This is a genomic window from Kitasatospora sp. NPDC033851, from assembly GCF_055576085.1.
Genome location: NZ_JBVIRL010000005.1, coordinates 379,339 through 399,499, shown reverse-complemented (window position 1 = coordinate 399,499; position 20,161 = coordinate 379,339). Strand labels below are relative to the sequence as shown.

The 20,161-nt window shown below is 74.9% G+C and carries 21 protein-coding genes; 10 read left to right on the top strand and 11 right to left on the bottom strand.

The window, feature by feature from the left end; all coding sequences use genetic code 11:
* Positions 1-5: 5 nt before the first annotated feature.
* From ACZ51D_RS13500 to ACZ51D_RS13460, 9 genes are all read right to left on the bottom strand, one after another.
* Positions 6-296 (bottom strand): hypothetical protein, encoded by a 291-nt coding sequence (locus ACZ51D_RS13500; RefSeq protein ID WP_360489919.1) that lies wholly within the window; start codon positions 294-296, stop codon positions 6-8.
* A gap of 96 nt (positions 297-392) precedes the next feature.
* Positions 393-1,271 carry a hypothetical protein gene (locus ACZ51D_RS13495; protein ID WP_465619825.1) on the bottom strand — a complete coding sequence of 293 codons (879 nt, stop codon included), beginning with the start codon at positions 1,269-1,271 and terminating at the stop codon, positions 393-395.
* Positions 1,268-2,230, bottom strand: a complete 963-nt coding sequence (locus ACZ51D_RS13490; protein WP_465619824.1) for a type II secretion system F family protein — start codon at positions 2,228-2,230, stop codon at positions 1,268-1,270. The genes ACZ51D_RS13495 and ACZ51D_RS13490 overlap by 4 nt, the downstream gene beginning before the upstream one ends.
* Positions 2,230-3,867, bottom strand: coding sequence for a CpaF family protein (locus ACZ51D_RS13485; RefSeq protein WP_465662325.1), 1,638 nt, complete (start codon positions 3,865-3,867; stop codon positions 2,230-2,232). Before ACZ51D_RS13485 ends, ACZ51D_RS13490 begins: the two co-directional genes overlap by 1 nt.
* Positions 3,857-5,170 (bottom strand): CpaE-like family protein, encoded by a 1,314-nt coding sequence (locus tag ACZ51D_RS13480; protein WP_465662323.1) that lies wholly within the window; start codon positions 5,168-5,170, stop codon positions 3,857-3,859. Before ACZ51D_RS13480 ends, ACZ51D_RS13485 begins: the two co-directional genes overlap by 11 nt.
* The gene (locus tag ACZ51D_RS13475; RefSeq protein ID WP_465662321.1) at positions 5,170-6,051 is read right to left on the bottom strand and encodes an SAF domain-containing protein; all 882 of its coding nucleotides are present in this window, start codon (positions 6,049-6,051) and stop codon (positions 5,170-5,172) included. Before ACZ51D_RS13475 ends, ACZ51D_RS13480 begins: the two co-directional genes overlap by 1 nt.
* A gap of 64 nt (positions 6,052-6,115) precedes the next feature.
* Positions 6,116-7,054, bottom strand: coding sequence for a hypothetical protein (locus ACZ51D_RS13470; RefSeq protein WP_465662319.1), 939 nt, complete (start codon positions 7,052-7,054; stop codon positions 6,116-6,118).
* Positions 7,048-7,671 carry a hypothetical protein gene (locus ACZ51D_RS13465; protein ID WP_465619815.1) on the bottom strand — a complete coding sequence of 208 codons (624 nt, stop codon included), beginning with the start codon at positions 7,669-7,671 and terminating at the stop codon, positions 7,048-7,050. The genes ACZ51D_RS13470 and ACZ51D_RS13465 overlap by 7 nt, the downstream gene beginning before the upstream one ends.
* Before the next feature lie 137 nt (positions 7,672-7,808).
* Positions 7,809-8,660 (bottom strand): hypothetical protein, encoded by an 852-nt coding sequence (locus ACZ51D_RS13460; protein ID WP_465619813.1) that lies wholly within the window; start codon positions 8,658-8,660, stop codon positions 7,809-7,811.
* Positions 8,661-8,961: 301 nt separating this feature from the next.
* Between ACZ51D_RS13460 and ACZ51D_RS13455 the strand changes: the two genes are divergently transcribed.
* From ACZ51D_RS13455 to ACZ51D_RS13435, 5 genes are all read left to right on the top strand, one after another.
* Positions 8,962-9,405 carry a pyridoxamine 5'-phosphate oxidase family protein gene (locus ACZ51D_RS13455; RefSeq protein ID WP_465619811.1) on the top strand — a complete coding sequence of 148 codons (444 nt, stop codon included), beginning with the start codon at positions 8,962-8,964 and terminating at the stop codon, positions 9,403-9,405.
* Between the two features lie 135 nt (positions 9,406-9,540).
* Positions 9,541-9,993 carry a MaoC family dehydratase gene (locus ACZ51D_RS13450; protein ID WP_360489939.1) on the top strand — a complete coding sequence of 151 codons (453 nt, stop codon included), beginning with the start codon at positions 9,541-9,543 and terminating at the stop codon, positions 9,991-9,993.
* Positions 9,994-10,367: 374 nt separating this feature from the next.
* Entirely contained in the window at positions 10,368-11,555 is a 1,188-nt protein-coding gene (locus tag ACZ51D_RS13445; protein WP_465662366.1) for an MBL fold metallo-hydrolase, read from the top strand.
* Between the two features lie 199 nt (positions 11,556-11,754).
* Positions 11,755-12,663, top strand: a complete 909-nt coding sequence (locus ACZ51D_RS13440) for an acyl-CoA thioesterase (RefSeq protein WP_465619809.1) — start codon at positions 11,755-11,757, stop codon at positions 12,661-12,663.
* 90 nt (positions 12,664-12,753) lie between these two features.
* Positions 12,754-13,404, top strand: coding sequence for a TetR/AcrR family transcriptional regulator (locus ACZ51D_RS13435; RefSeq protein WP_465619807.1), 651 nt, complete (start codon positions 12,754-12,756; stop codon positions 13,402-13,404).
* Between the two features lie 76 nt (positions 13,405-13,480).
* Here the strand turns inward: ACZ51D_RS13435 and ACZ51D_RS13430 are convergent, their stop codons facing one another.
* Positions 13,481-14,728: a sulfite oxidase gene (locus ACZ51D_RS13430; RefSeq protein WP_465662317.1), complete on the bottom strand. Its 1,248-nt coding sequence runs from the start codon at positions 14,726-14,728 to the stop codon at positions 13,481-13,483.
* 302 nt (positions 14,729-15,030) lie between these two features.
* On the opposite strand from ACZ51D_RS13430, the gene ACZ51D_RS13425 reads away from it, so the two are divergent.
* From ACZ51D_RS13425 to ACZ51D_RS13410, 4 genes are all read left to right on the top strand, one after another.
* Positions 15,031-15,813: an alpha/beta fold hydrolase gene (locus tag ACZ51D_RS13425; protein WP_465662315.1), complete on the top strand. Its 783-nt coding sequence runs from the start codon at positions 15,031-15,033 to the stop codon at positions 15,811-15,813.
* A 54-nt stretch (positions 15,814-15,867) separates the two neighbouring features.
* On the top strand, positions 15,868-16,239 hold the full coding sequence (locus tag ACZ51D_RS13420) for a MerR family transcriptional regulator (protein WP_465662313.1): 372 nt from the start codon (positions 15,868-15,870) through the stop codon (positions 16,237-16,239).
* 331 nt (positions 16,240-16,570) lie between these two features.
* Positions 16,571-16,693, top strand: a complete 123-nt coding sequence (locus tag ACZ51D_RS13415) for a hypothetical protein (protein ID WP_465662311.1) — start codon at positions 16,571-16,573, stop codon at positions 16,691-16,693.
* A 119-nt stretch (positions 16,694-16,812) separates the two neighbouring features.
* Positions 16,813-16,992, top strand: a complete 180-nt coding sequence (locus ACZ51D_RS13410) for a hypothetical protein (protein WP_465619798.1) — start codon at positions 16,813-16,815, stop codon at positions 16,990-16,992.
* A gap of 186 nt (positions 16,993-17,178) precedes the next feature.
* Here the strand turns inward: ACZ51D_RS13410 and ACZ51D_RS13405 are convergent, their stop codons facing one another.
* Complete coding sequence (locus ACZ51D_RS13405) at positions 17,179-19,020, bottom strand: DUF2398 family protein (protein ID WP_465619796.1); 1,842 nt, start codon at positions 19,018-19,020, stop codon at positions 17,179-17,181.
* Between the two features lie 261 nt (positions 19,021-19,281).
* On the opposite strand from ACZ51D_RS13405, the gene ACZ51D_RS13400 reads away from it, so the two are divergent.
* Positions 19,282-20,037, top strand: a complete 756-nt coding sequence (locus tag ACZ51D_RS13400) for a lysoplasmalogenase (RefSeq protein WP_465662309.1) — start codon at positions 19,282-19,284, stop codon at positions 20,035-20,037.
* Positions 20,038-20,161: the final 124 nt, after the last annotated feature.

The following is a 20,161-nucleotide window of genomic DNA, read 5'->3' as shown; positions in this document are numbered from 1 at the left end:
GCGCATCACTTGGTGGCGCCGCCCGCGGCCGCGCCACCCGGCAGGTTCGGGTCCTGCTCCACCTTCTGGACGACCTTGTCCTTCAGCAGGTACAGCGCGGTCGCGACGGCGCCTGCGACGAACACCAACGCGATGATGGCGAGAGCGAGTTCGATGCTGATCGCGCCGCGGTCGCCACGCGCCCGGGCGGCCCGCAGCCGGCCGAGCCGCAGCGTGAACAGCAGCAGGGCGAACTGCACCGGCAACAGGACGGGCCGCAGTGCCCGGCCGGCCAGCTGGGCGAGTCGTACGGTCATCGGTTCTCCCGGGGATGTGCGATGTGGTGTGGGGTGGTGTGGTGTCGGCTGCTCTGGAACGGGCGTCGGTCAGACTCGGTCGGGCTCGGTCGGGCGTCAGTTGAGCATCTGGTGGAGCGCCGGGAAGACGATCAGGACGGTCATCAGCAGCGTCAGGGCGGCCCCCGGCGCGACCATGCGCTCGCTGTCGGCGTTGGCGCGGGCGAGGTCCTCGGCGAGGAGTTCGCCGCGCAGGCCCTTGGCGCGGGCCCGCAGGGTGTCGTACACGGCGGCACCGTCGGTGCCGGACAGCCGCATGATGTCGGCCACGTCCTGCAGCGGGGTGAGTCCCAACTCCTCGGCCAGCGCGTCGAGTCCGGCCCACGGCGGGAGCCGGTCGGTGGCCGCGCGCTCCAGCGCGTCGCGGATCCGCCGGAACACCGCGCCCTGCCCGACCGCGGCGGCCCGGCGCAGCGCCTCGGCGGGGCCGCAGTCGGCGGCGCGCTCCAGCGCGACGAGTTCCAGGTAGGCGGCGAGGCCGTGCAGGTACTCGGTGCGCGCCTCCTTGGCCTCGCCGCGCACGATGGCGTCCGGAATGAACCAGAGGAGGCCGGCCAGCAGCGGCCCGGCGACGAGCGGCAGCGCGAAGGGCAGGCCGATGTCCATCAGCACGGCCATCGCGCCCAGGTAGGCGGGCAGCACCAGGCCGAGCGCGGCGAACAGCAGCTTGTGCACCATGAACCGGGCCGGGGTGCGGCCGATCAGGGCGAGTTCGCGGCGCGGGACGGAGACCCCGCGCAGGTGGACGGACCGCTCGCCGATCCGGTCGTACCAGCGCGGCCGCTCGTCCGGGTCCTGCTCGCGGTCGGCCGGGACGGCGTGCAGCCGGTCCAGCGCCTGGCGCAGGTCCGGGGCGGCGGGCCGCAGTTCGGCGACCAGCAGGGCGAGGCCGCCGGCCGCGACGGCGCCGGCCAGCACGGACCAGGGGGAGATCATCGGGCCTCCCCGAGCTGCTCGGCCGGCTCGGCCTCGGGCGTCTGCGCGCCCGTCCGCCGCCTGCTCCTGCTGCGCCGGTCCGGCGTGAGCAGCCGGGGCACCGGCGGGTGGGAGGCCAGCGCCCGCATCCAGGCGATGATCGCCACGAACAGGGCGGCGACCACGGCGAGGACCAGCTGACCGAGGAAGGTGCCGTACGGCCGGGTGTACTCGGTGTTGAAGGAGCCGACCGTGACGACCAGCACGATGATGCCCACCAGCCAGCGGATGGTGGTCCGGTGCTTGGCCCGGTCGGCCTCGATGACGCGGCGCTGACGGACCTCCTCGCGCACCGAGTCGGCCATGTCGGACAGCGTGCGGGCCAGGCCCGGTCCGCTGTCCCCGGCCCGCAGCACGAGCGCGGCGAGCACCTTGTCGGCGGTGGCGTCGGCCAGGCTGTCGGCGAAGGCGTGCAGCGCCTCCTCGGGCCGCCAGCGGGCCTGCAGCCGGGCGGCCAGCTCGCCGATCTCGTCCTCCAGGGCGGTGGGGGCGGTGCGGCGGCTGGTGACGATGGCCTGGTTCAGGCCGACGCCGAGCAGCAGCACGTCGGCGATCCGCTGGGTCCACTCGGACAGCGCTTCGAGCCGCTCGATCCGGTGGGTGTCCGCGCGGGTGGTGTCGAACAGCCAGGGCAGGCCGAAGATGGCCAGCGGCGCCAGCAGCGCGGTCAGCGGGATGCCGGTGAACAGCCAGGCCAGCGGCCCGCCGACGAGCGCCAGCGGCAGCTGGACCCGGCGCAGCCGCACCATCCGGGGCGCGGCCGCCCCGGGGGCGCCGTACCAGAACACGTGGGCGCGCCCGGCGAGCGGGTTGGTCCGCGCGGCCGCGTCCTCGTCACCGGGCTCGCTGCCGCGGGCCCAGGCCGCCAGGGCGACCAGGCCGCCCGCGACCGCCAGCCCGCACAGGGCGAACAGCAGCATCACCGCGCGCCACCGCCGATCCGCAGTTGCAGCGGGGTGGCCCAACTCCCGTACCGGGAGTCGAGCAGCCCGGCGTCGAAGCCGGCCCGGCGCAGGTCGTCCAGGCACTGCGGCGGGGTGTGCGGGACGGCCCGCGGCTCACCGAGGTCCGGCCTGGGGCCGAACACGGTGTTCAGCGCGGGACGGCCGCTCTCGCCGAGGCCGGTGACCTCCAGGACGTGGGAGACGAAGCGGTGCCGGCGGCCTCCGACGGCGGTCTCGTCGACCATGGTGACGTGCACGATGAGGTCCAGGGCGTTGGCGGTGAGCCGGTAGGCGAGCGAGTCGGTCATGTGCGAGCCGTACTCCAGGCAGAGTTCGGCGATGCGGTCGACCACCATGTGCGGGCCGCGGGCGTGCAGGGTGCACATCGAGCCGCCCTCGCCGTTGGTCATCACCCGCAGCATCGGGACGACCTCGCCGGAGCGGACCTCGCCGACGATGATGCGCGAGAGGGTCATGCGCAGCGCGGCCGGGATGAGGTCGCCGATCGTCAACTCCCCGGCCAGCCGCCCCTCGACGCGTTCGCCGTTGCCCTCGCGGGCCTCCATCGGAACGACCTGGCGGAGGTGGCCGAGGGTGTGCAGCCAGAGCTCGAACTCCGATTCCAGGGTGCCGATCCGCTCGTCCGGCGGGATCTCGGCGGCCATCGCGCGCAGCAGGCTGGTCTTGCCGACGCCCTGGGTGCCGGTGATCATCACGTTCTTCCGGGCCCGGATCGCGGCGGCCAGGAAGGCGGCCAAGGTGGTGTCCAGGGTGCCGAGTTCGACCATCTCGGGCAGTGTCGCGGAGGCCACCCGGTGGCGCCGGATCGCCACGTACGGGCGGGGCGTCACCTCGGTGAGCGCCTGCAGGCGCATGCCGCCCTCCAGCCGCAGCGCGAGGGTGGGGCTGGCGGTGGACAGGCTGCGCTCGCCACCGCCGTGCTGACGGGCCAAGTCCTGCAGCAGTTCGATGAGTTCGGCGTCGCTTTCGGCCACCGGCGGGACCTGGCGCAGGGGTTGGTGCACCTTGGAGACCCAGACGTCGTCACAGCCGTTGATCAGGATGTTCTCGATCTCCGGGTCGTCCAGGTAGGGCTGGAGCCGGCCGGCCCGGAAGAGGAGGTCGAAGACGGCCTCGGCGAGGGCGCGGTCCTGCTCCCGGGTGGGCGGGATGCCGTGGGTCTGCGCGTAGGCGTCGGACCAGCGGGCGACGGCTTCCTCGATCAGCGCCCGGCCGCGCTGACGGCGGGTGGCGCGGTCCGGCTCGGAACCGGAGGCGGTGGTCAACCGGCTGATCTGCTGGTGGAGTTCGGCCGCGACCTGACGCTTGAGCTCCCGGGCGACCTGCGGGTCGACGACCGGCCGGGCGGCGGAGCCACGCACGTCCAGCGAGGGCAGCTGGGAGGGCACGGCGGTCGGCGCGGCCGAGCCGGGCACGACCGGGCCGGGGGGGACGGGGCCGGGGACTACGGGGCCGGGGGTCACGGGCTGCGGCGCGACCGGGCCGGTCGCGGGCGTGGGCGCGGCCGTCGGCGTCGGTGCGGCCGCCGGAGCGGCCCAGGGCAGCGCGGCCGGGTCGGCCGCCGGGCGCTGGTGCAGGGGGCTACCGCGCACGGAGCACCTCCCCGGGGTTGTGCGGGTACTGCCCGTTCACCTGCACCTGATCATCCGTCACAGTCGGTTGCTGAAGCGGGTACCGGTCGTCCTGCTCGGCCCGCTGCGGCGACTGCACGTGCGCCGGGAACGGCGCCGGTGCGGCCGGCTGCGGCGCCAGCCCGGCCAGCGGCGCCACCGGACCGGTGATGATCACCGGCGGAACCGGCTGCGGCGGCGTGTACGACGGCGACTCGGCCTCCACCGGACCGTAGGGCGACTGCCCGTACCCGGCCCGGCCGTACGCGGCCTGGCTGTACGCGGGCTGGCTGTACGGAGCCTGTCCGTAGGTGGTCTGCGCGTACGTGGTCGGGGCGGGCGTCGGCACCGGCTGGGTCGGCACCGGAGGAGTGGGCACCGCCGGAGCCGGTACCGGGGTCGGCACCGCAGCCGCCACCGCAGCGCCCGCCACCGGAGCGGCCGCCGACAGCCGGGCCGGCGCCTGACCCGGCACCACCGCCGCCGAGCCCGCGCCCGGCGCGAGCCGCTGCCGCCTGCGGCGGACCAGCAGCTGCACCTCGTCCGCCGCCGACCGCGCCGTCCGCATCAGCTCGGAGCGGACGAACCGCCGGTCGGTGGTGTCGCCGCCGTCGGAGAGCACCTTCGCCGTCCGGGTGGCGTGCGGCAGCATCCCGAGCACCGGCAGCCCGAGTTCGCGCGCCACCTCCGCGCGCGTGTACGGCCCCTCGGCGACCAGCAGCAGCCCGAGCGCGTCCGAGCCGGTGCCGGCGGAGGCCAGGTCCTCGGTGAGGGCGGACAGTCGGGGCCGGATCGAGCTCAGTCCGCGCAGCGTGGTCCGGACGGTCACCGCCACCACGTCCGCCCGGCGGGCCAGCACCGCGCTCGCGCCGGTGGCGCCGGAGCGGCCGAGGTCCACGATGACGTCGTAGCCCTGCTGTTCGACGGCGTGCAGCAGTTCGGCGAGCGGCTCCCAGGTGTAGGCGAGGCCGGGGGCCTGGGTGGGGTCGGTGAGTCCGGGGAGCAGCAGGCGTTCGGCGTCGCCGTCCGGCGAGAGGTCGATCAGCTGCTCCCAGATGGTCTGCGCGAGCAGTCCGCGCCGGTCGGCCACGGCCAGGTTGCGCAGCCCGTAGACGGCTTCGACCCGGCCTTCCAGGGCGCCCGCGAGCACGGCGCCGCCGTCCGGGTCGGCCTCGACCAGCAGGATGCGCCGCCCGGGCTGAAGCGGCCAGGCCAGGAGCAGGGCCAGCGCGGTCGTGGTCGCGCCGGGCGCGCCCGGGCCGCCGACCACCGCGATCACCGCCATCAGGCGCCCCCGGTCGCGGTCGGAGCCCCGGACGCACCGGTCCCGGCCGAGGGTGCACCGGCCGGGGGCGCAGCGGCGGAAGGAGCACCGGCGGCGGGGCTGCCGCTCGGCGCCGGGCCGGGCGTGGTGCCGCCGCCCGCGCCCCCGGCCGAGGCGCCGCGCGGCGCCAGCAGCACCTGGATCCGCCCGCTCGCCACCCACTGCGCCAGCCGGGGCCCGTCCGCGGTGCCGACCGCGACATCGATCACCTGGCTGCCGTCGGTGTCCACCCGGCCGACGGTGATCACCGTCGCGGCCAGCGAGTCGGCCCGGCCGTTGTCGGGCGTGTAGACCACGACCAGTTGCACCCCGGGCTGGAGCCGGCTGGCGGGCAGCTGGCTGCGCTTGGCCGACACCCCGACCACGATCTGCCCGGGCTGCACGGTGAGGCCCTGGGCCAGGTCGCCGCTGGTGAGCATCGCGCCGCGCTTGAGGTCGGTGGCGGCCCGCATGCCGACCGCCTTCGTCCGGTCCTGGGCCGACACCGGGTGCAGCGCCGGGTCGCCCGCGATCCGGGCCACCACCAGGTCGTCCTCGGTGATCACCTGGCCCCACGGCACGTCCCGGGCGAGCGCCAGCACCGCGACCCGCTGGCCGGTGCTGTTGTAGAGGACGGCCCCGCCCAGCCCGCCGGCCGCGATCAGCGCGATCGCCATCGCCAGCACCGCCGGGCGCCGCCGCCTCGCCCGCATGGTCCGCCCGGGCGCGTGCGGCACCGCCCGCCCCCGGCCACGGCCCTTGCCCGGACCGCCGGCCTGCTCCTGCTGCTCCGGGAGCGCCACGGAGGCCCCGGCGCCCGCGGGTGTGCCGGATCCCGGCGTCGCGAATGTACGGTTCTCCACCGGGTTCCGCCCTTCCCTTGTACGTTGCCGGATCGTCAGTAGTCGAATCGCCGCCGTGCGGCGGTCAGTTGAGGACCTGCACCTCGGCGACCTTGAGCGTGAACTTCGAGGACTGCGGGATGTCGACATCGAAGACCTTGGCGTTCGGCCCGGTCACGACGACGTGGCCCTGCCAGTTCGCCGTCACGGTGCCGGCGAAGACCCCGTCCTTCTTGGTGCCCGATCCGACGGCGAACGCGTACCCGCAGTCCGGCGACGCGGCGGCGCCGTACTTCGGGTCGTACGGCGTTCCGGGCTTGTCGCAGGTCACCTCGACGCCCGTGTCGAAGGTCCAGGTCACGTTCTTCAGCACGGGCGTGACGGTGACCGAGGCTCCGGGCACCTCGAGCTTCTTCGGATCGGGCGCCCGCACGCCGTCCAGCCAGAGCCAGACCGGCGCCTTGACCACGGCCGTGCCCTTGGGTGCCACGCCGGCGGCCGGCTTCGGGAACTTCATCTCGTGGGCGAGGCTGAGACCGACGGCCGCCAGGTTCAGCACCGGCGGACCGGCCGGCGCGCTCGACTCGAACACGCTCTGGACGCCGTCCGTGCCACCGCCCGTCTGCGGGCAGATCTTCGTGTAGATCGCGCCTTCCGTGGACTTGTGCCCGTCCCACTCCGGCGCGCCCTCCGGCGGCTGGGGGTCCTGCACCCTGAAATAGCAGCCCACGTCGCTGTTGAACCAGCCGCGTTCCGGGTCGTGGCAGGCCCATTCCACCCCGTGGTAGCTGCACACCAGCGGGCCGTCGGACGAGCCGCCGCCACCGCCCGACTGGGTGGAGCCGGGATCGGGGGTCTTGCCGCCGGTGTGGACGTCCGAGCAGATCTTGTCGGGGGCGCACTGGGTGGCACCCCCGCTCGGTGGTTCGTCCGCCGACGCCACCGCCGCCGTGGACAGCAGCAACCCGGCGGACAACGGTGCGAGGATCACGAATCGCCGGGCCCGATAGCGCCTGTTCAGCATGTCCGGTCCACCTCCCGCTTGAAGTCGTAGATCAGCCAACGTGCTTGGAACCAGCGCAGGGACGCCGTCGCCAGGTAGCGGTTCAGCCGTTGGGCCGGATCCTTCGCGGCCCGCGTGACGGCATCGACACGATGCCAGTCGGTCACATCGACGCAGTCCTCGATCACGGCGGTCTGCGGATCGGCTTTGAGGTCAATGGCCTTGACCACCGCGGAATTGCGCGGCGTTCCGGTCATCACCAGTTTGGCGTCGTGAAGTTGGCGGAGTCCGACCAGGACGTCCGACAGTGCGCGTCCGGAGGAGTACGACTCCAGCGAGAATCCGTCCGAATCCGTACGGGCGAAGGCGTCGGCCTGCGCCTGCCACCAGTCCTGATAAGTCTTCAGGGCCAGTCGGCCCATCGCCCCTTCCGGTCCGTCGGTCGGCGCGATCGAGGCGTTTGACGAACCACTCGAAGGAGTTACCGGAGCCGCTCCCGCAACCGTGGGCGCCGTCGCCCCGAGGTGATCGACGGAACCGCCGGAACCACCGCTCGCACAAGCGCCGAGCAGTAACACCAGAATCGCCCCACCGACCCCAACGGCCCCAGGGCGCAACACATTTCCGCGCTGCCGCATGGCCCCACCTCGTCGCGACCGACCCGATCCGTGATCCACGGCCGCCAGAAGAATTCCGCTGTCCCGCCGGTCTTTCCGCTGGGGATCGATTCTTCGCCAACCCACCCCATCACGGCAACACCTCAGGCCCCCTGACCTTACGCGGAAGGCGGTTCCGTCGGGGCACTTTCCCGCCACAGAACGGCCAACAGTTCTTCGGAAAGCGACAATCCGGCCAATGCGCCCCGAACCGCGGCCCGATTGCGCATCAAGAGGCGTCCGCCCTGCGGCGGAACGAGCAGGCGCGCGCCCGGCGCACCCGAACTACCGGCCGACTCCCGCCCGTCCGTCAGTGCCGCCACGGCTGGCTGGAGGTCCGACGGGGCGACGGCCGCGGGGGCACCCGGAACGCCCTGGCGCAGGACGGTGGTCAGCGCCCGGCTGAACGAGCCCTCACCGCCCGGCAGTACGGCGTCCCGGCCGCGTCTGCCCGGGGCGTAGCGCCCGATCCGGCCCCACAGCGGGACGCGCGGGAAGCTCAGCAGCTCACCCGCGCTGTCCTCGCCGCCGCGCTCCAGGGCCGCCCAGGTGTCCCGGTCGGCCACCGCGTCGACCAGCAGCAGCGCCTCCTCCTGGTCGCCGTGCACCATCGCACTGACCACCCAGTCCCAGGCCAGGCCCCTGCGGTAGGCGTTGTCGGGGGTGCTGCCGCCGGTGACCAGGGCGAGCCGGCGCCCGCGCGGGTCGGCCACCAACTGGCCGACCAGGCAGACCACCAGCCAGCGGCCCGGGTGCTGGGCCGCGTCCCGGACGGCGGTGAGCATCGCGTTGGCGTCCGCGTCCGGCGCCGCCGCGGTGACCCGGCAGCCGGCCGCGCCGGTGTCGAAGCACATACCGGGCAGCACCTCGGCGAGCAGCCGGGCCCCGTCCGGCGCGAGCGCCGCACCGCCGAAGGCCCGGTCGGGCCCGCCGTCCGCCCCGATCACCACCAGATCGACCCCACCCGCCATCGGTCTCCCCCTCCTGGCCGGCCCCGGCGCACCCGGGGCCGCCGCCCGCCACTGTGGTGCGCCCGCCGAGCACTTCGCGGGCGAGCCACCGTCCGCGTCACCGCTCGCCGCACCATTCCGGTCCACGTCGCCGTTCCGGTCCACGTCGCCGTTCCGGTCCACGTCGCCGTTCCGGTCCACGTCGCCGTTCCGCCGCCGGGCAGGCTATCGCCCCGGGCGGCCGCCGACGGGGCTCCCGACCCGTCCGCCCAGGGACCATGGGCCCTATCGACGCCCGCGCCGACCGAGGACGATCGGACGCATGGAGCCTGAGGACCGTGTGGAGACCCTGAGCGAGGCCGAGTGCCTGCGACTGCTCAGCACCGTGCCCGTCGGGCGCGTGGTGTACACCGAGCACGCACTGCCGGCCGTCCTGCCGGTCTCCTTCGAGGTCCTGGACGGGCGGCTGGTGCTCGCCGTGCGCCGGGGAAGTACCACCGCGCGCGGGCTTGACGGCACCGTGGTCGCCTTCCAGGCCGATCTGCTGGACCCCCTCACCCGCACCGGTTGGAGCGTGCTGGTGCACGGGCGCTCCGACGTGGTGCGCGACCCCGAGCAGGTGCGGCGGGTGCTGCGTTCCGGCCTGCGGCCGTGGATCGGCGACCCGGAGCCGCTGTTCGTCGCCCTGGTGCCCGAGCTGGTCAGCGGCCGGCGGCTGTTCCCGACCGGGCAGGGCGCCCCGGGGCGCGCCGCGCTGCGGCCGTGAGCAGCTCGGCCGGGGGCTTCCGCTCGGCCTCCTGCCGGGGGCTTCCGCTCGGGCTCCTGACAGATACCGGTGGGTAGGCATACGCTTCCGGCGTCCTGACCCCTCCCCGGGCCTGTCCCCCACCAGGAGCGCACCGTGACGACCTTCGCCTCCCTCGCCGAGCTGACCGCCGCCGTCGGCACCGAGCTGGGCACCAGCGAGTGGCACACCATCGAGCAGCGGCAGATCGACCTGTTCGCCGAGGCGACAGGCGACCACCAGTGGATCCACGTCGACCCGGAGCGGGCCAAGGAGAGCCAGTTCGGCTCGACCATCGCGCACGGCTACCTGACCCAGTCGATGATCCCGGTGCTGGCGAAGGAGTGCTACGCCGTCGAGGGCGTGCGGATGGCGCTGAACTACGGCTCCGAGAAGGTGCGCTTCCCCGCGCCGGTGCCGGTGGGCACGGCGATCCGGGCCACCGCCGAGCTGCTCTCGGCCACCGAGGTGCCCGGCGGCGTCCAGGCCGTGGTGCGCTTCACCATCAGGAGCGAGCAGAGCGCCAAGCCGCACTGCGTCGCGGAGACGATCACCCGCTTCTACGCCTGACCGGGTGGGGCGGGTACGGCGGGTACGGCGGATACGGCGGATACGGCGGGCCGCGCCGCCGATGCCTGCCGGGTGGGGCGGATACGGCGGTCCCCCGATTGGACCGCGCCGGGCCCTCCACCAGGTCCGGACGGCCCACGGCGAGTAACCTCCGACGAGATGGTTGTCGTATCGCAGCGACCTCGGCCGCTCGCAGTGCCCCGGCCGCCGCTGCGGTGCGCGTCCCGGCACGCCTGGTAGCCGTGACCGTCCTTGGAGGAGCCGTGCCCCGCCCCGCCCCGTGGTTCTCCCGCCTCGCCGGTCTGTCCTCGCAGTTCGCCCCGCCGCCCGCGGGCCCCGCCACCGACCGAGCCGCCGAGCGCGCCGTCCCCGGACTGGCCGGGCTGCCCCGGGCCGCCTGGCACCGGGTCCGGACCGACGCGTTCGGCGCCGAACCCCGGGGCGAGCGGCTGGCCCGGATCCGCCGCTCCCCGCAGTTCGCCGACGGCGCCTTCCGCAACCCGGTGCCGACCCGCCGCCTGGTGTACGAACGCAGCCCGCTGGAGATCACCCGCGCCCAGCTGACCGGGGACAAGACCCTCCGGTTCCCGGGCGCCGCCGTACCCGTGCACCGGCTGCTCCCGGCCGACCTGGCCACACCGCCGGAGTCCGGGCTGCGGCTGACCTGGCTGGGCCACGCCACCGTGCTCGCCGAGATCGGCGGGCGGCGCGTCCTGCTCGACCCGGTCTGGGGCGAGCGCTGCTCCCCGTTCGCCTGGACCGGCCCCAAGCGGCTGCACCCGGTGCCGCTGCCGCTCTCCGAACTCGGGCCGGTGGACGTGGTCGTGGTCTCCCACGACCACTACGACCACCTGGACATGGCCACCATCCGGGCACTGATCGGGACGGAGGCCGTGTTCGCCGTACCGCTCGGGGTCGGGGCGCACCTGGAGCACTGGGGCGTGCCGGCCGAGCGGATCGTCGAGCTGGACTGGTGGGAGTCCGCCGAGGTCGCCGGACTGACCCTGACCGCCACGCCGGCCCGCCACTACTGCAGCCGCGGCCCGCGCACCAGCGCCCTGTTCCTGTGGGCCTCCTGGGTGGTGTCCGGCGGCGGGCACCGGCTCTTCCACAGCGGGGACACCGGCTACTTCCCGGGCTTCGCCGAGATCGGCCGCCGGCTCGGCCCGTTCGACGCGACGATGGTGCAGGTCGGCGCGTACAGCGACTTCTGGCCCGAGGTGCACATGACGCCCGAGGAGGGCGTGCGGGCGCACCTGGACCTGGGCGGCGAGCTGCTGCTGCCGATCCACTGGTGCACGTTCAACCTCGCGCTGCACCCCTGGGAGGAGCCCGCCGAGCGGGCGGTCGCCGCCGCCCAGGCGCTCGGCGCCCGCCTCGCGATGCCCCGGCCGGGCAAGCCCTTCGAGCCCGCCGACCCGCCCGCGCTGCGCCTGTGGTGGCGCGCCGTCACCGCCGCCCCGCGCAGCTTCGAACCTCCGGTCGTCGGCGAGCGGGAAGCCGTGGCAGGGACGGCTCCGGAGACGGCCGCGGTGCGCGAAGAGGTGACGGAGTTCAGCTGACAACTTTCAGCGGACAGAGTTCAGCGAACAGATTTCAACATCTGTTCGCTGAACGTTGTCACTGACCGAGGGGTCTGGCAGTCCCATTGGAACGACGCACGACTGAAACGTGTTCTACCGCCCCCTCCGTCAAACCCCCACCCCGGCCGAGTTACCCACGTCACACCACGACACGGTTGGCTTCTGCCACTATGGCCTCGTGACCGACCTGACCGAACCGCCCGTCCGGGCCGCCCGGGACGCCCACCCGACCTCCCCGTTCGCCGAGCTGCTGGAGCTCGAGCAGCTGGACGAGAACACGTTCCGGGGCTACTGCCACGCCGGTGCCCCGATGCGCGCCTTCGGCGGCCACGTCGCCGCGCAGGCGCTCGTCGCCGCCGGGCGCACCTGCGAGGACCGGCGCCCGGTGCACTCGCTGCACGGCTACTTCCTGCTGCCGGGCACCCCGACCCGACCGATCGACTACGTGGTCGAGCGGGTGCGCGAGGGCATCTCGTACACCACCCGCCGGGTGACGGCCATGCAGAAGCGGAACGAGATCTTCTCGCTCTCCGTCTCCCTCAAGCACCCCGAGCCGGGCGGCGACCGCCGCCGCGAGATGCCGCCGCTGCCCGCCCCGGAGTCCCTGCCGGACGCCGTCGCCGAGGCCCCGGAGGAGGTCCGCAGGATGGTGGCGGCCAGCGGCGGATTCCGCGACCTCGACGTGCGCTTCGTCCCGCCGGGGTCGCCCGGGGTGCCGCCGTCCGTCCCCGGACTGCTCCAGCAGTTCGTCTGGATGCGCACCGCCTCCCCACTTCCGGACGGCGACCCGCTGCTGCACGCCGGCGCGCTCACCTACCTGTCCGACCTCACCCTGGCCTCCACCGCCGGGCTGGACGAGCAGCCGAACTTCTTCCAGCGCACCGAGCCGCCCACGCTGCTGATGGCCTCGCTGGACCACGCGATGTGGTTCCACCGCCCGTTCCGGGCCGACGAGTGGCTGCTGTTCGCCCAGCGCAGCCCGTCCTCCTCGGACGGCCGCGGCCTGGCGCTCGGCGAGTTCTACGACCGGGACGGCCGGCTGGTCGCCTCGGCCGTCCAGGAGGCGCTGATCCGCCGGCAGTCGTAGCGCCTCCGGGCCCCGGTGACCTACCGGCGAACGGAAGGCGGCCGGTCGGCGTCATACTCCTGAGCGGCCCTGGCCCGTATCATGGTGCGGGTGACCAAGGTTGACCTGTCACCACGGCCGGTGGAGGCCATGTCTCCACGTCAGCTCCAACGCCGCGAAAGCCTGATCGCGGCCGCGCTCGCCCTGGTGAACGAGATCGGCGTCGAGCGGCTGCAGATGAAGCAGGTCTGCGAGCGGTCCGGAGTCGCCCTGGGGACGGCGTACCGCTACTTCTCCTCCAAGGACCACCTCCTGGCGGCGGCGATCGCCGAGTGGCACCGCCTGCTGCTGGCCGACCTGGTGGCCGAGCTGCGCGGGCCCCGGGCCGGGCCGGGGGCCACCGACCGGGCGGTCCGGTTCGTCCGGGGCGGGATGCGGGCCTACCAGCGGCAGCCCGAACTCGCCCGGCTGCGGGTGGCCGTGGCGGCCTCCACCGATCCCTTCGCCAGCGAGGCGCTGCAAGGCATGGCCCGGGCCGACAGCACTGCCCTGCAGGCGGTGACGGCCGAAGTTCCGGCCGCGTCCAGCGACCTGGTGCGGCACATCGTCGCCCACGCCTGGCAGGGCGAGCTGACCGCCTGGGTGACCGGCCGCACCACCCTCGGGGACGCCAGACGGCGCCTGGAGGACGTGGTGCGGCTGGTGCTGACCCCGTACGAAACGCGGTACCCGGCCCCGTACGAGGTCCACTCCACCGGCTGAGCCCCGCCCGGCCCGGGGTGCGGACCACCGACCGACCCTCAGGCGGGTCGGTCGACGGGCCGGCCCCGGGGCGGGTTCAGACCACCGTCACCGGGTGGGCCACCACCGCGCCGAACAGGTAGCCCTCCCGGTTGAACGCCGCCCGCTCGGGCTGGCTGTTGCCCCGGCGGTCCGTCGCGCGGGCGCGCAGCTCGTACCGGCCGGGCCGCTCGGGGTGCCAGTCGAAGCTCCAGCGCGTCCAGTCGTCGGCGTGCGACCCGCCGTGCAGCGCGGCGCGCCGCCAGGTCCGGCCGCCGTCGGTGCTCACTTCGACCCGGCGCACCGCCGCCGCGCCGGACCACGAACGCCCGTGCAACCGGTGGCCGTGGCCGGCCTCCAGTACCGCGCCCGGGGCCAGCTCGAACGCGCTGCGGACCACCTGCGCGGAGAGCGGCTCGCTACCGCCGGGCGGGTAGTCGGGGCCGAACATCCGGTAGAAGTCGGTGTTCCACGGTGACTGGAGCGGGTGGTCGGCGACTTCGATGGTGCCGACCCACTTGATCGAGGCGATCCCCACCCAGCCGGGTACCACCAGCCGCAGCGGCGCACCGTGGTCGGGGGTCAGCGGCTCCTCGTTCATCTCGTACGCGAGCAGCGCGTCCTCCAGCGCCTTGGCGACCGGCAGCGGGCGGCGCACCGGGCCGTGGTTGACGCCGTCGACCACGTAGTCCGCGTCCAGCCCGGTCGGCAGCACGTCGACCGCCGCCCCGGTCAGCCCGGCCGCCCGCAGCACCTCCGCCAGCCGCACGCCCCGCCAGGCCGCCGAGCCGATCCCGCCGAGCGTCCACGGCGTGCCCGGGACGCACTGGCCCTGCTGACGGCGGAAGTAGTCACGGCCGTTTCCGGCGCACTCGATCACCGCGCTGATCCGGGTCGCGGGCAGCGCGCGCAGGCCTGCCAGGTCGAACTCCACCGGCCGCTCGGCCGTCGGGGCACCCCGCAGGCCGCTGCCGAACAGCCGCAGCCGCCAGGTGTCGGGGTCGATCACCGGGGTGCCGGTGTGGTTGCGGACGAAGAACCGCTCCACCGGCACGTGCCGGCCGACGGCGGCCCCGCCCTCGGCGTCGCGCAGGGCCTCCCAGCGCATCTCGGCGTTGGTGCCGTGCGGGACGAACCACTCGGCGGGCAGCGGCTTGACGATTCCCGACGCGTCGTTGTCGGACCTGACGTGTCCCGACGCGACGTCACCGGAGCCGGGACTTCCGGTCGTGACCTCACTGAAGCTGACATCACTGAAGCTGACATTGCCGGAGCTGACATTGCCGGAGCTGACGTTTCCGGACATGGGGCCTGGGCACCTCCTCGGCGACCGCCCGGCCCGGGGCAACTCCGGCGCGGCCGACGCGGGCACGGTGAGCGCCCCGGCGGCGGAGAGCGTTCGTACGGTGTCCGAACGGCCTCCCTGGTCTCAGCGTAGGCGTTCCGGCGCGGTACGTAACCATGGCGGCGGTGGCGGGAGCGGGTTCCGGGCGTGTCGGCGGGTTGCCGTCGAACCCGGATCAGGCCCGTGCGCTTGACCTTCTCACCGGTGTGAACACCTACCGTCCTCGCTGTCGGAGGAATCACCGTCCACGAAGGAGCGAAGCCATGCCTTCCGCCCCCGCCCCGCTCGCCCGGATCGTCCAGGGTTCCGGCCCCGGCCTGCTGCTCGCCCACGGTGCCGGCGGCAGCGCCCGGGACAACTGGGGCCCGCTGCTGCCCGACCTCGCCGTCCACCGCACCGTCGTCGCCCCCGACTTCCCCGGCTCCGGCGACAGTCCGTACGAGCCCGGCCGGCTCACCCTGGACGACCTGGCCGAGCGGCTGGTCGCCGCCGCCGACGCGGAGGGCCTGGACACCTTCGACCTGGCCGGCTACTCGCTCGGCGCCGCCGTCGCCGTCCGGATCGCCACCCGCCACCCCGAGCGGGTCCGCTCACTGCTGCTGCTCGCGGGCGTGGCCGGCGGCTCGGCGCGGATGCGGATCCTCTCCGAGCTGATCGTCGACCTCGAGGAGCGGCCCGACGACCTGGCCCGGCTGGTACTCGCCGTCACGTTCGCCGGGTCCTGGGTGGACGCCCTGCCCGCCGAACAGCTCGCGGGGCTGGGGGAGGCGCTCAAGTCCCCGCAGCCGGCCGGTTTCCGGCAGCAGTTCCGGCTCGCCGGCGAGGCCGACGTGCGCGCGGAGCTGGCGGCGATAGCCGTGCCGGCCCTGGTCGTCGGCACCGCCGAGGACATGCTCGTCCCGCCGTCCCAGCACCGCCTGCTGGCCGAGGGCATCCCCGGCGCGCGCTTCGCCCAACTCGCCACCGGCCACCTGCCGATGGTCGAGGCGCTGCCCGAACTGCGCGACGTGGTACTGGAGTTCGTCAAGGGCCTCGGACAGGACTGAACGGGCGGGGGCGGCGGCGGGAACACCCCGGCCGGCTGCGACGTTCGGCCGATCATGCGCATCGGAGAACTCGCCCGCCTGACCGGGGTGTCCACCCGGCTGCTCCGCTACTACGAGGAGCAGGGCCTGCTCCGGCCCGCCCGCACGACGGCCGGCTACCGCGAGTACGGCGAGCAGGACACCGTACGGGTGCGGCAGGTCCGCAGCCTGCTCGCGGCCGGTCTGAGCACCCGGGTCATCGCCGAGCTGCTGCCGTGCGCCGCCGGCCCGGTCCCCGTCCTGGAGGCCTGCCCGAACCTGCTCGCCACCCTGCGCGGCGAACTCGCCGACCTGGACGCCCGGATCGACGACCTCACCCGCAGCCGCCGGGCGCTCTCCCACTACCTCACGACCGCGCACGATCCGGCCGAGGAGCGCGCCGCCTGACGGGACGCAGGCCCGCACCCGCCGCCTCCCCGGCGCGCCCTCCCGCCGCTCGCGGAACCGACTGGACACAGTGCGACATACAGATCGAATCCCGTATGTCGAGAGGTCCGTCCGATGAGCAGCCAGCCACCGCAGCCCGGCCGGCGCGTGAAGGAGCCCGACGAACCCGCCGCGACCCTCCCCACCGACCGGGCGGTCTTCGGCATCAACGCGGTCCTGGTGCTCGGCTCGGCGACCAGCCTCGGCCTCGGCGCGCTGCAGGTCGCCGACGGCCTCGGGTACGTCACCTCCGTCGCAACACCCAGAACGCCCAGCTGGTCATCATCGGCTCGTGAAGGAGCTCCGCGAGGACCCGGCCGCCGGCCCCTCCCGCTTCCACCCGGCGCACGGCCTGCGGGACGCCGTCCGGGTCGCCGTCCGGGTCGCCGTCGGCGATCAGACCACACCGCGCTGACCTGCGCGTACGCCCCGCTCCCGACGAGTGGGGCGTACGCGGCCAACCGACGCCCAACCCCCCTCCGGACTTCACCCGCGCGTACCGACCGTTCACGCCGCCCTGGAAACCTCCCTGTCATGAACGCCAGCCCTCAGGCGCCCTACCAGGAACCGCGCTTCCCCCTCCCCAAGCGGCACCGCCGCCTGCTCGCCTGCACCGCCGTCCTCGCCTCCATCGCCCTCGGCACCCTGGGCGTCGGCGCCACCGTGGAAACCGTCGACCACGGCCCTCTCGCCAGCGCGACCGCCAGCAAATAGCCGCACCCACCCCTCTCCATCCAGCACCGCCGTCCCGCATCCGAACGCGGTGCTTTTGCTTTCCCCGTCCCGAGACGGACACGGCGGCAGCACACCCGTCGTTCGCCGCGGGGGCGGGGCACGGGCGGGATGCGGCGGTGGGACGCGGGGGCAGGAGATGCAGGAGGTCGGACGCGGCGCAGGGCGCTACGCCCGCTGTTCGGTGCGGGGGCCCGGTGGGGGCGGGACGAAGGGGCCGGGGCGGGAGTGGCGGCCGGTGCCGGGGGTGGGGCGGAGGTCCGGGGCGGGGGCGAAGCGGGCGGCGTGGGGACGCAGGTGCCAGGTCGGGGGGCGCTTGAGCTGGGGGGTGGGGGTGATCAGGCCGAGGCGGTGGAGGAGGTCCAGGGCGTCGCGGCGCAGGGCGGTGCGGTCGGAGAGGTAGCGGGCCGGGAGGCCGTACTCGTCGGCGATGTCGCCGAGGACGCCGTCTATCAGCGCGTCGGCGATCGGGACGTCGCCCTCGGTGGTCTCGCCGGGCAGCGGGCGGACCTCCTCGACCAGGCGCTCGACCAGCAGCACGCTGGCCTGGGCGAGGGTGCCGGCGCCAGGGAGGGCGACATCGGTGAGTTCGGCGGCCGGGTCGAGCAGGGCGACGCCCTCGGCGCGCAGTTCGGCCTCCAGGCCGAGGAATTCGGCGAGCGCGGCGGGACCGCTGAGCCGGTGCTCGTGCAGCCAGGCTCGGCGGTCCTCGGGGAGGTCGGCGGCGAGGACGGCGGGCGTCTCGGCGAGGAGGCGGCGCACGGCGGTGGCGGGCTCGGCCTCGGCGGCACGGCGGATGAGGTCGGCGGCGTCGTCGGCGAGGGCGGGCGGGCCGGCCGGGACGGCGCGGGCGAGTTCGCGGTCCACGGTCAGCACGAAGGTGTCGTCGGCGGGGTCGCCCGGCGGATCGCCGAGCACCTGCCACTCGGCCAGCGTGGCGAGCGCCATGTCGAGGTCGGCCGGGTCGGCGGTCAGCCCGGGCGCGGCGGCGCGCATCGCGTCGAGCAGCCGCCGGTACTCGAGTTGCTCGGGCGCGTCGACCAACAGGGCCAGGGCGAGCGCGAGTTGGGCGTAGCCGCCGGGGGTGAACGGCGCGCCGGTGACGGGGTGTTCGAGGCGGCGGGCGGTGCCGGGGCCGAGGCCGGCCTTGCAGAGCCGGGCGTGCCAGGGCCCGACCTCGAGGCGGTAGCCGAGCAGGGTGTCGAAGCGCTCGGCGAGCCAGTCGCGGTGACGCCGGATCAGCGGGAAGCCGTCGGCGTGCGGGCCGGAGGCGGTGACCAGCGGGTGGGCGAGCAGCAGCCGGGCGGCGATCCGGCGCTCGGCGGCGGGAAGCTCCTCGCCGGAACGATCCTGCGCGACCGTGACCGCGAGCGGCGGCGGACACGCACTCGCGGCGGTCTCCGGCATCGCCCGGGTGCGCTCGGGCTTGCGGTGCCTGCCGGGCCCGCCCGGCTTGGCGCCTGACCGGACGACGGGCAGCGCGGCGGAGTCCCGCCGGGCGCGGCGCAGCCCGCCGTCGGCGCGGGCCTCTCGGGTACGCGCGGACGCGAGGCCGTGGGCGGTGGGGCCGTGCCACCAGCTGACGTCGGGGTCGGCGGGCTCGGCGGGCGCGCCGAGGTGGCGGGCGGGGTAGAGGCCGAAGGAGGCGGTGCAGAGGTCGTCGGCGGTGCCGGGGGCGGCGGCCGCGAACCAGTGGGCCAGCCGCAGCAGCCCCGGGTCGGGCGAGAGGACCGCGCCGGTCGGGGCACCGGCGGCCTGCGCGTCGTCAGTGACGGCTGCGGGAGCGGTCCCGGGCGCCACGTCGGCCGCATCGGCGCCATCGACCGCGTCGACCGCGTCAACGGCACCGACGGAATCAACGGCACCGACGGAATCGACGGCATCGGCCCGCGCGGCTTCGCGTACGGCGAGGACGGCGGCGGCGGTTCCCCGACCTGCCCCGCCCGTACGTCCGTCCGGCCTGCCGGCGGCCACCCGGGTGGCGCCGACCGCGTACTCCTGCTGATCCATGTCGGGGTCCAGCGTAGACGGTGCCCGGGTCACCCGGTGGCAGCAACCGCCCTCCTGAGGAAGTCTCCGCAAGAGCGCTCGAATCGGCCGCCCGCCCTCCGCTCCGAGTCCTCCCGCCACCCCTCGACTCCCCAGCCACCCCGTCACCCGCCGGGCGCCGTCCGGGTTACGCACCGGTAGCCCGCCCTTCCGCCGCTTGTTCGGCTCCCTTAGGGTCGGTGCGGATCCCCCCACCGCCCGACCGTCGGAGGCCGCGCCAGCATGAGCATTCGTACGACCACCCGTGCCGTCCTCGGCGCGCGCCTGCGTTCGGCCACCGGCCTGCTGGGCGGCTTCGCGGCCACCTCGGCAACGCATCTGGGCTCGATCCTGTCCGGCGCGTCGGTACTGCAGAACGCCACCAAGCCGGCGCTGATGCCGCTGCTGGCCGCGCACAGCGTGGCGGCGGCCAGGACCGCCGAGCGGGAGGCGCCCAAGCTGCTGGCGCCGGCGCTGCTGCTGAGCGCGGGCGGCGACGTACTGCTCCAGCTGAAGAACGACCCCGCGTTCCTCGCCGGCATGGGCTCCTTCGCGGCGGCGCACGTCTGCTACGTGACGATGTTCGTCCAGCGCGGCGCGCTCACCGACCGCCGTCGGGCCCTGGTGGTCGCGGCCGCGTACGCGACGGCCTGGGTGGCGCTGGTGGGCCGGCTCTGGCCGGACCTCGGGGACCTGCGGGTCCCGGTGGCCGGCTACAGCCTGCTGCTCGCCTCGACGGCCGTCACCTCGGCCGGGCTGGGCCGGCGGACCGGGTTGGGCGGGGCACTGTTCCTGCTCTCCGACACGCTGATCGCCACCAAGCTGGCGAAGTGGCGGGAGCTGCCGGGGCATCAGTTCTGGATCATGGCGACCTATGTGCTGGCCCAGTACCTGCTGGCGAGCGGCCTGCTCGCGCACGAGGACGGGCTCACGCGGGAGACGGGGCTCACGCAGGGGCCCGGGTTCGCGTGGCAGGGCCCGCAGGGGCAGCAGGCCTGACAGGGCGCCGCGCCGCCGGACCCGGCAGGGTCCGGCGGCCCCGCCCGGGGGCCCCCAGGGGGGGGGGGCCGGCAGGGCCCGCGCCACCCCAGCAGCCCCAAGCCGCCCCCACCACCCGGCACCC

Coding starts and splice junctions, on each gene's coding strand:
- ACZ51D_RS13430 (WP_465662317.1), bottom strand. CDS start 14,728: ATGTCCGGAAACGTCAGCTCCGGCAATGTCAGCTCCGGCAATGTCAGC.
- ACZ51D_RS13405 (WP_465619796.1), bottom strand. CDS start 19,020: ATGGATCAGCAGGAGTACGCGGTCGGCGCCACCCGGGTGGCCGCCGGC.
- ACZ51D_RS13495 (WP_465619825.1), bottom strand. CDS start 1,271: ATGATCTCCCCCTGGTCCGTGCTGGCCGGCGCCGTCGCGGCCGGCGGC.
- ACZ51D_RS13465 (WP_465619815.1), bottom strand. CDS start 7,671: ATGCGGCAGCGCGGAAATGTGTTGCGCCCTGGGGCCGTTGGGGTCGGT.
- ACZ51D_RS13410 (WP_465619798.1), top strand. CDS start 16,813: ATGAACGCCAGCCCTCAGGCGCCCTACCAGGAACCGCGCTTCCCCCTC.
- ACZ51D_RS13455 (WP_465619811.1), top strand. CDS start 8,962: ATGGAGCCTGAGGACCGTGTGGAGACCCTGAGCGAGGCCGAGTGCCTG.
- ACZ51D_RS13460 (WP_465619813.1), bottom strand. CDS start 8,660: ATGGCGGGTGGGGTCGATCTGGTGGTGATCGGGGCGGACGGCGGGCCC.
- ACZ51D_RS13425 (WP_465662315.1), top strand. CDS start 15,031: ATGCCTTCCGCCCCCGCCCCGCTCGCCCGGATCGTCCAGGGTTCCGGC.
- ACZ51D_RS13500 (WP_360489919.1), bottom strand. CDS start 296: ATGACCGTACGACTCGCCCAGCTGGCCGGCCGGGCACTGCGGCCCGTC.
- ACZ51D_RS13400 (WP_465662309.1), top strand. CDS start 19,282: ATGAGCATTCGTACGACCACCCGTGCCGTCCTCGGCGCGCGCCTGCGT.
- ACZ51D_RS13420 (WP_465662313.1), top strand. CDS start 15,868: ATGCGCATCGGAGAACTCGCCCGCCTGACCGGGGTGTCCACCCGGCTG.
- ACZ51D_RS13490 (WP_465619824.1), bottom strand. CDS start 2,230: ATGCTGCTGTTCGCCCTGTGCGGGCTGGCGGTCGCGGGCGGCCTGGTC.
- ACZ51D_RS13470 (WP_465662319.1), bottom strand. CDS start 7,054: ATGCTGAACAGGCGCTATCGGGCCCGGCGATTCGTGATCCTCGCACCG.
- ACZ51D_RS13480 (WP_465662323.1), bottom strand. CDS start 5,170: ATGGCGGTGATCGCGGTGGTCGGCGGCCCGGGCGCGCCCGGCGCGACC.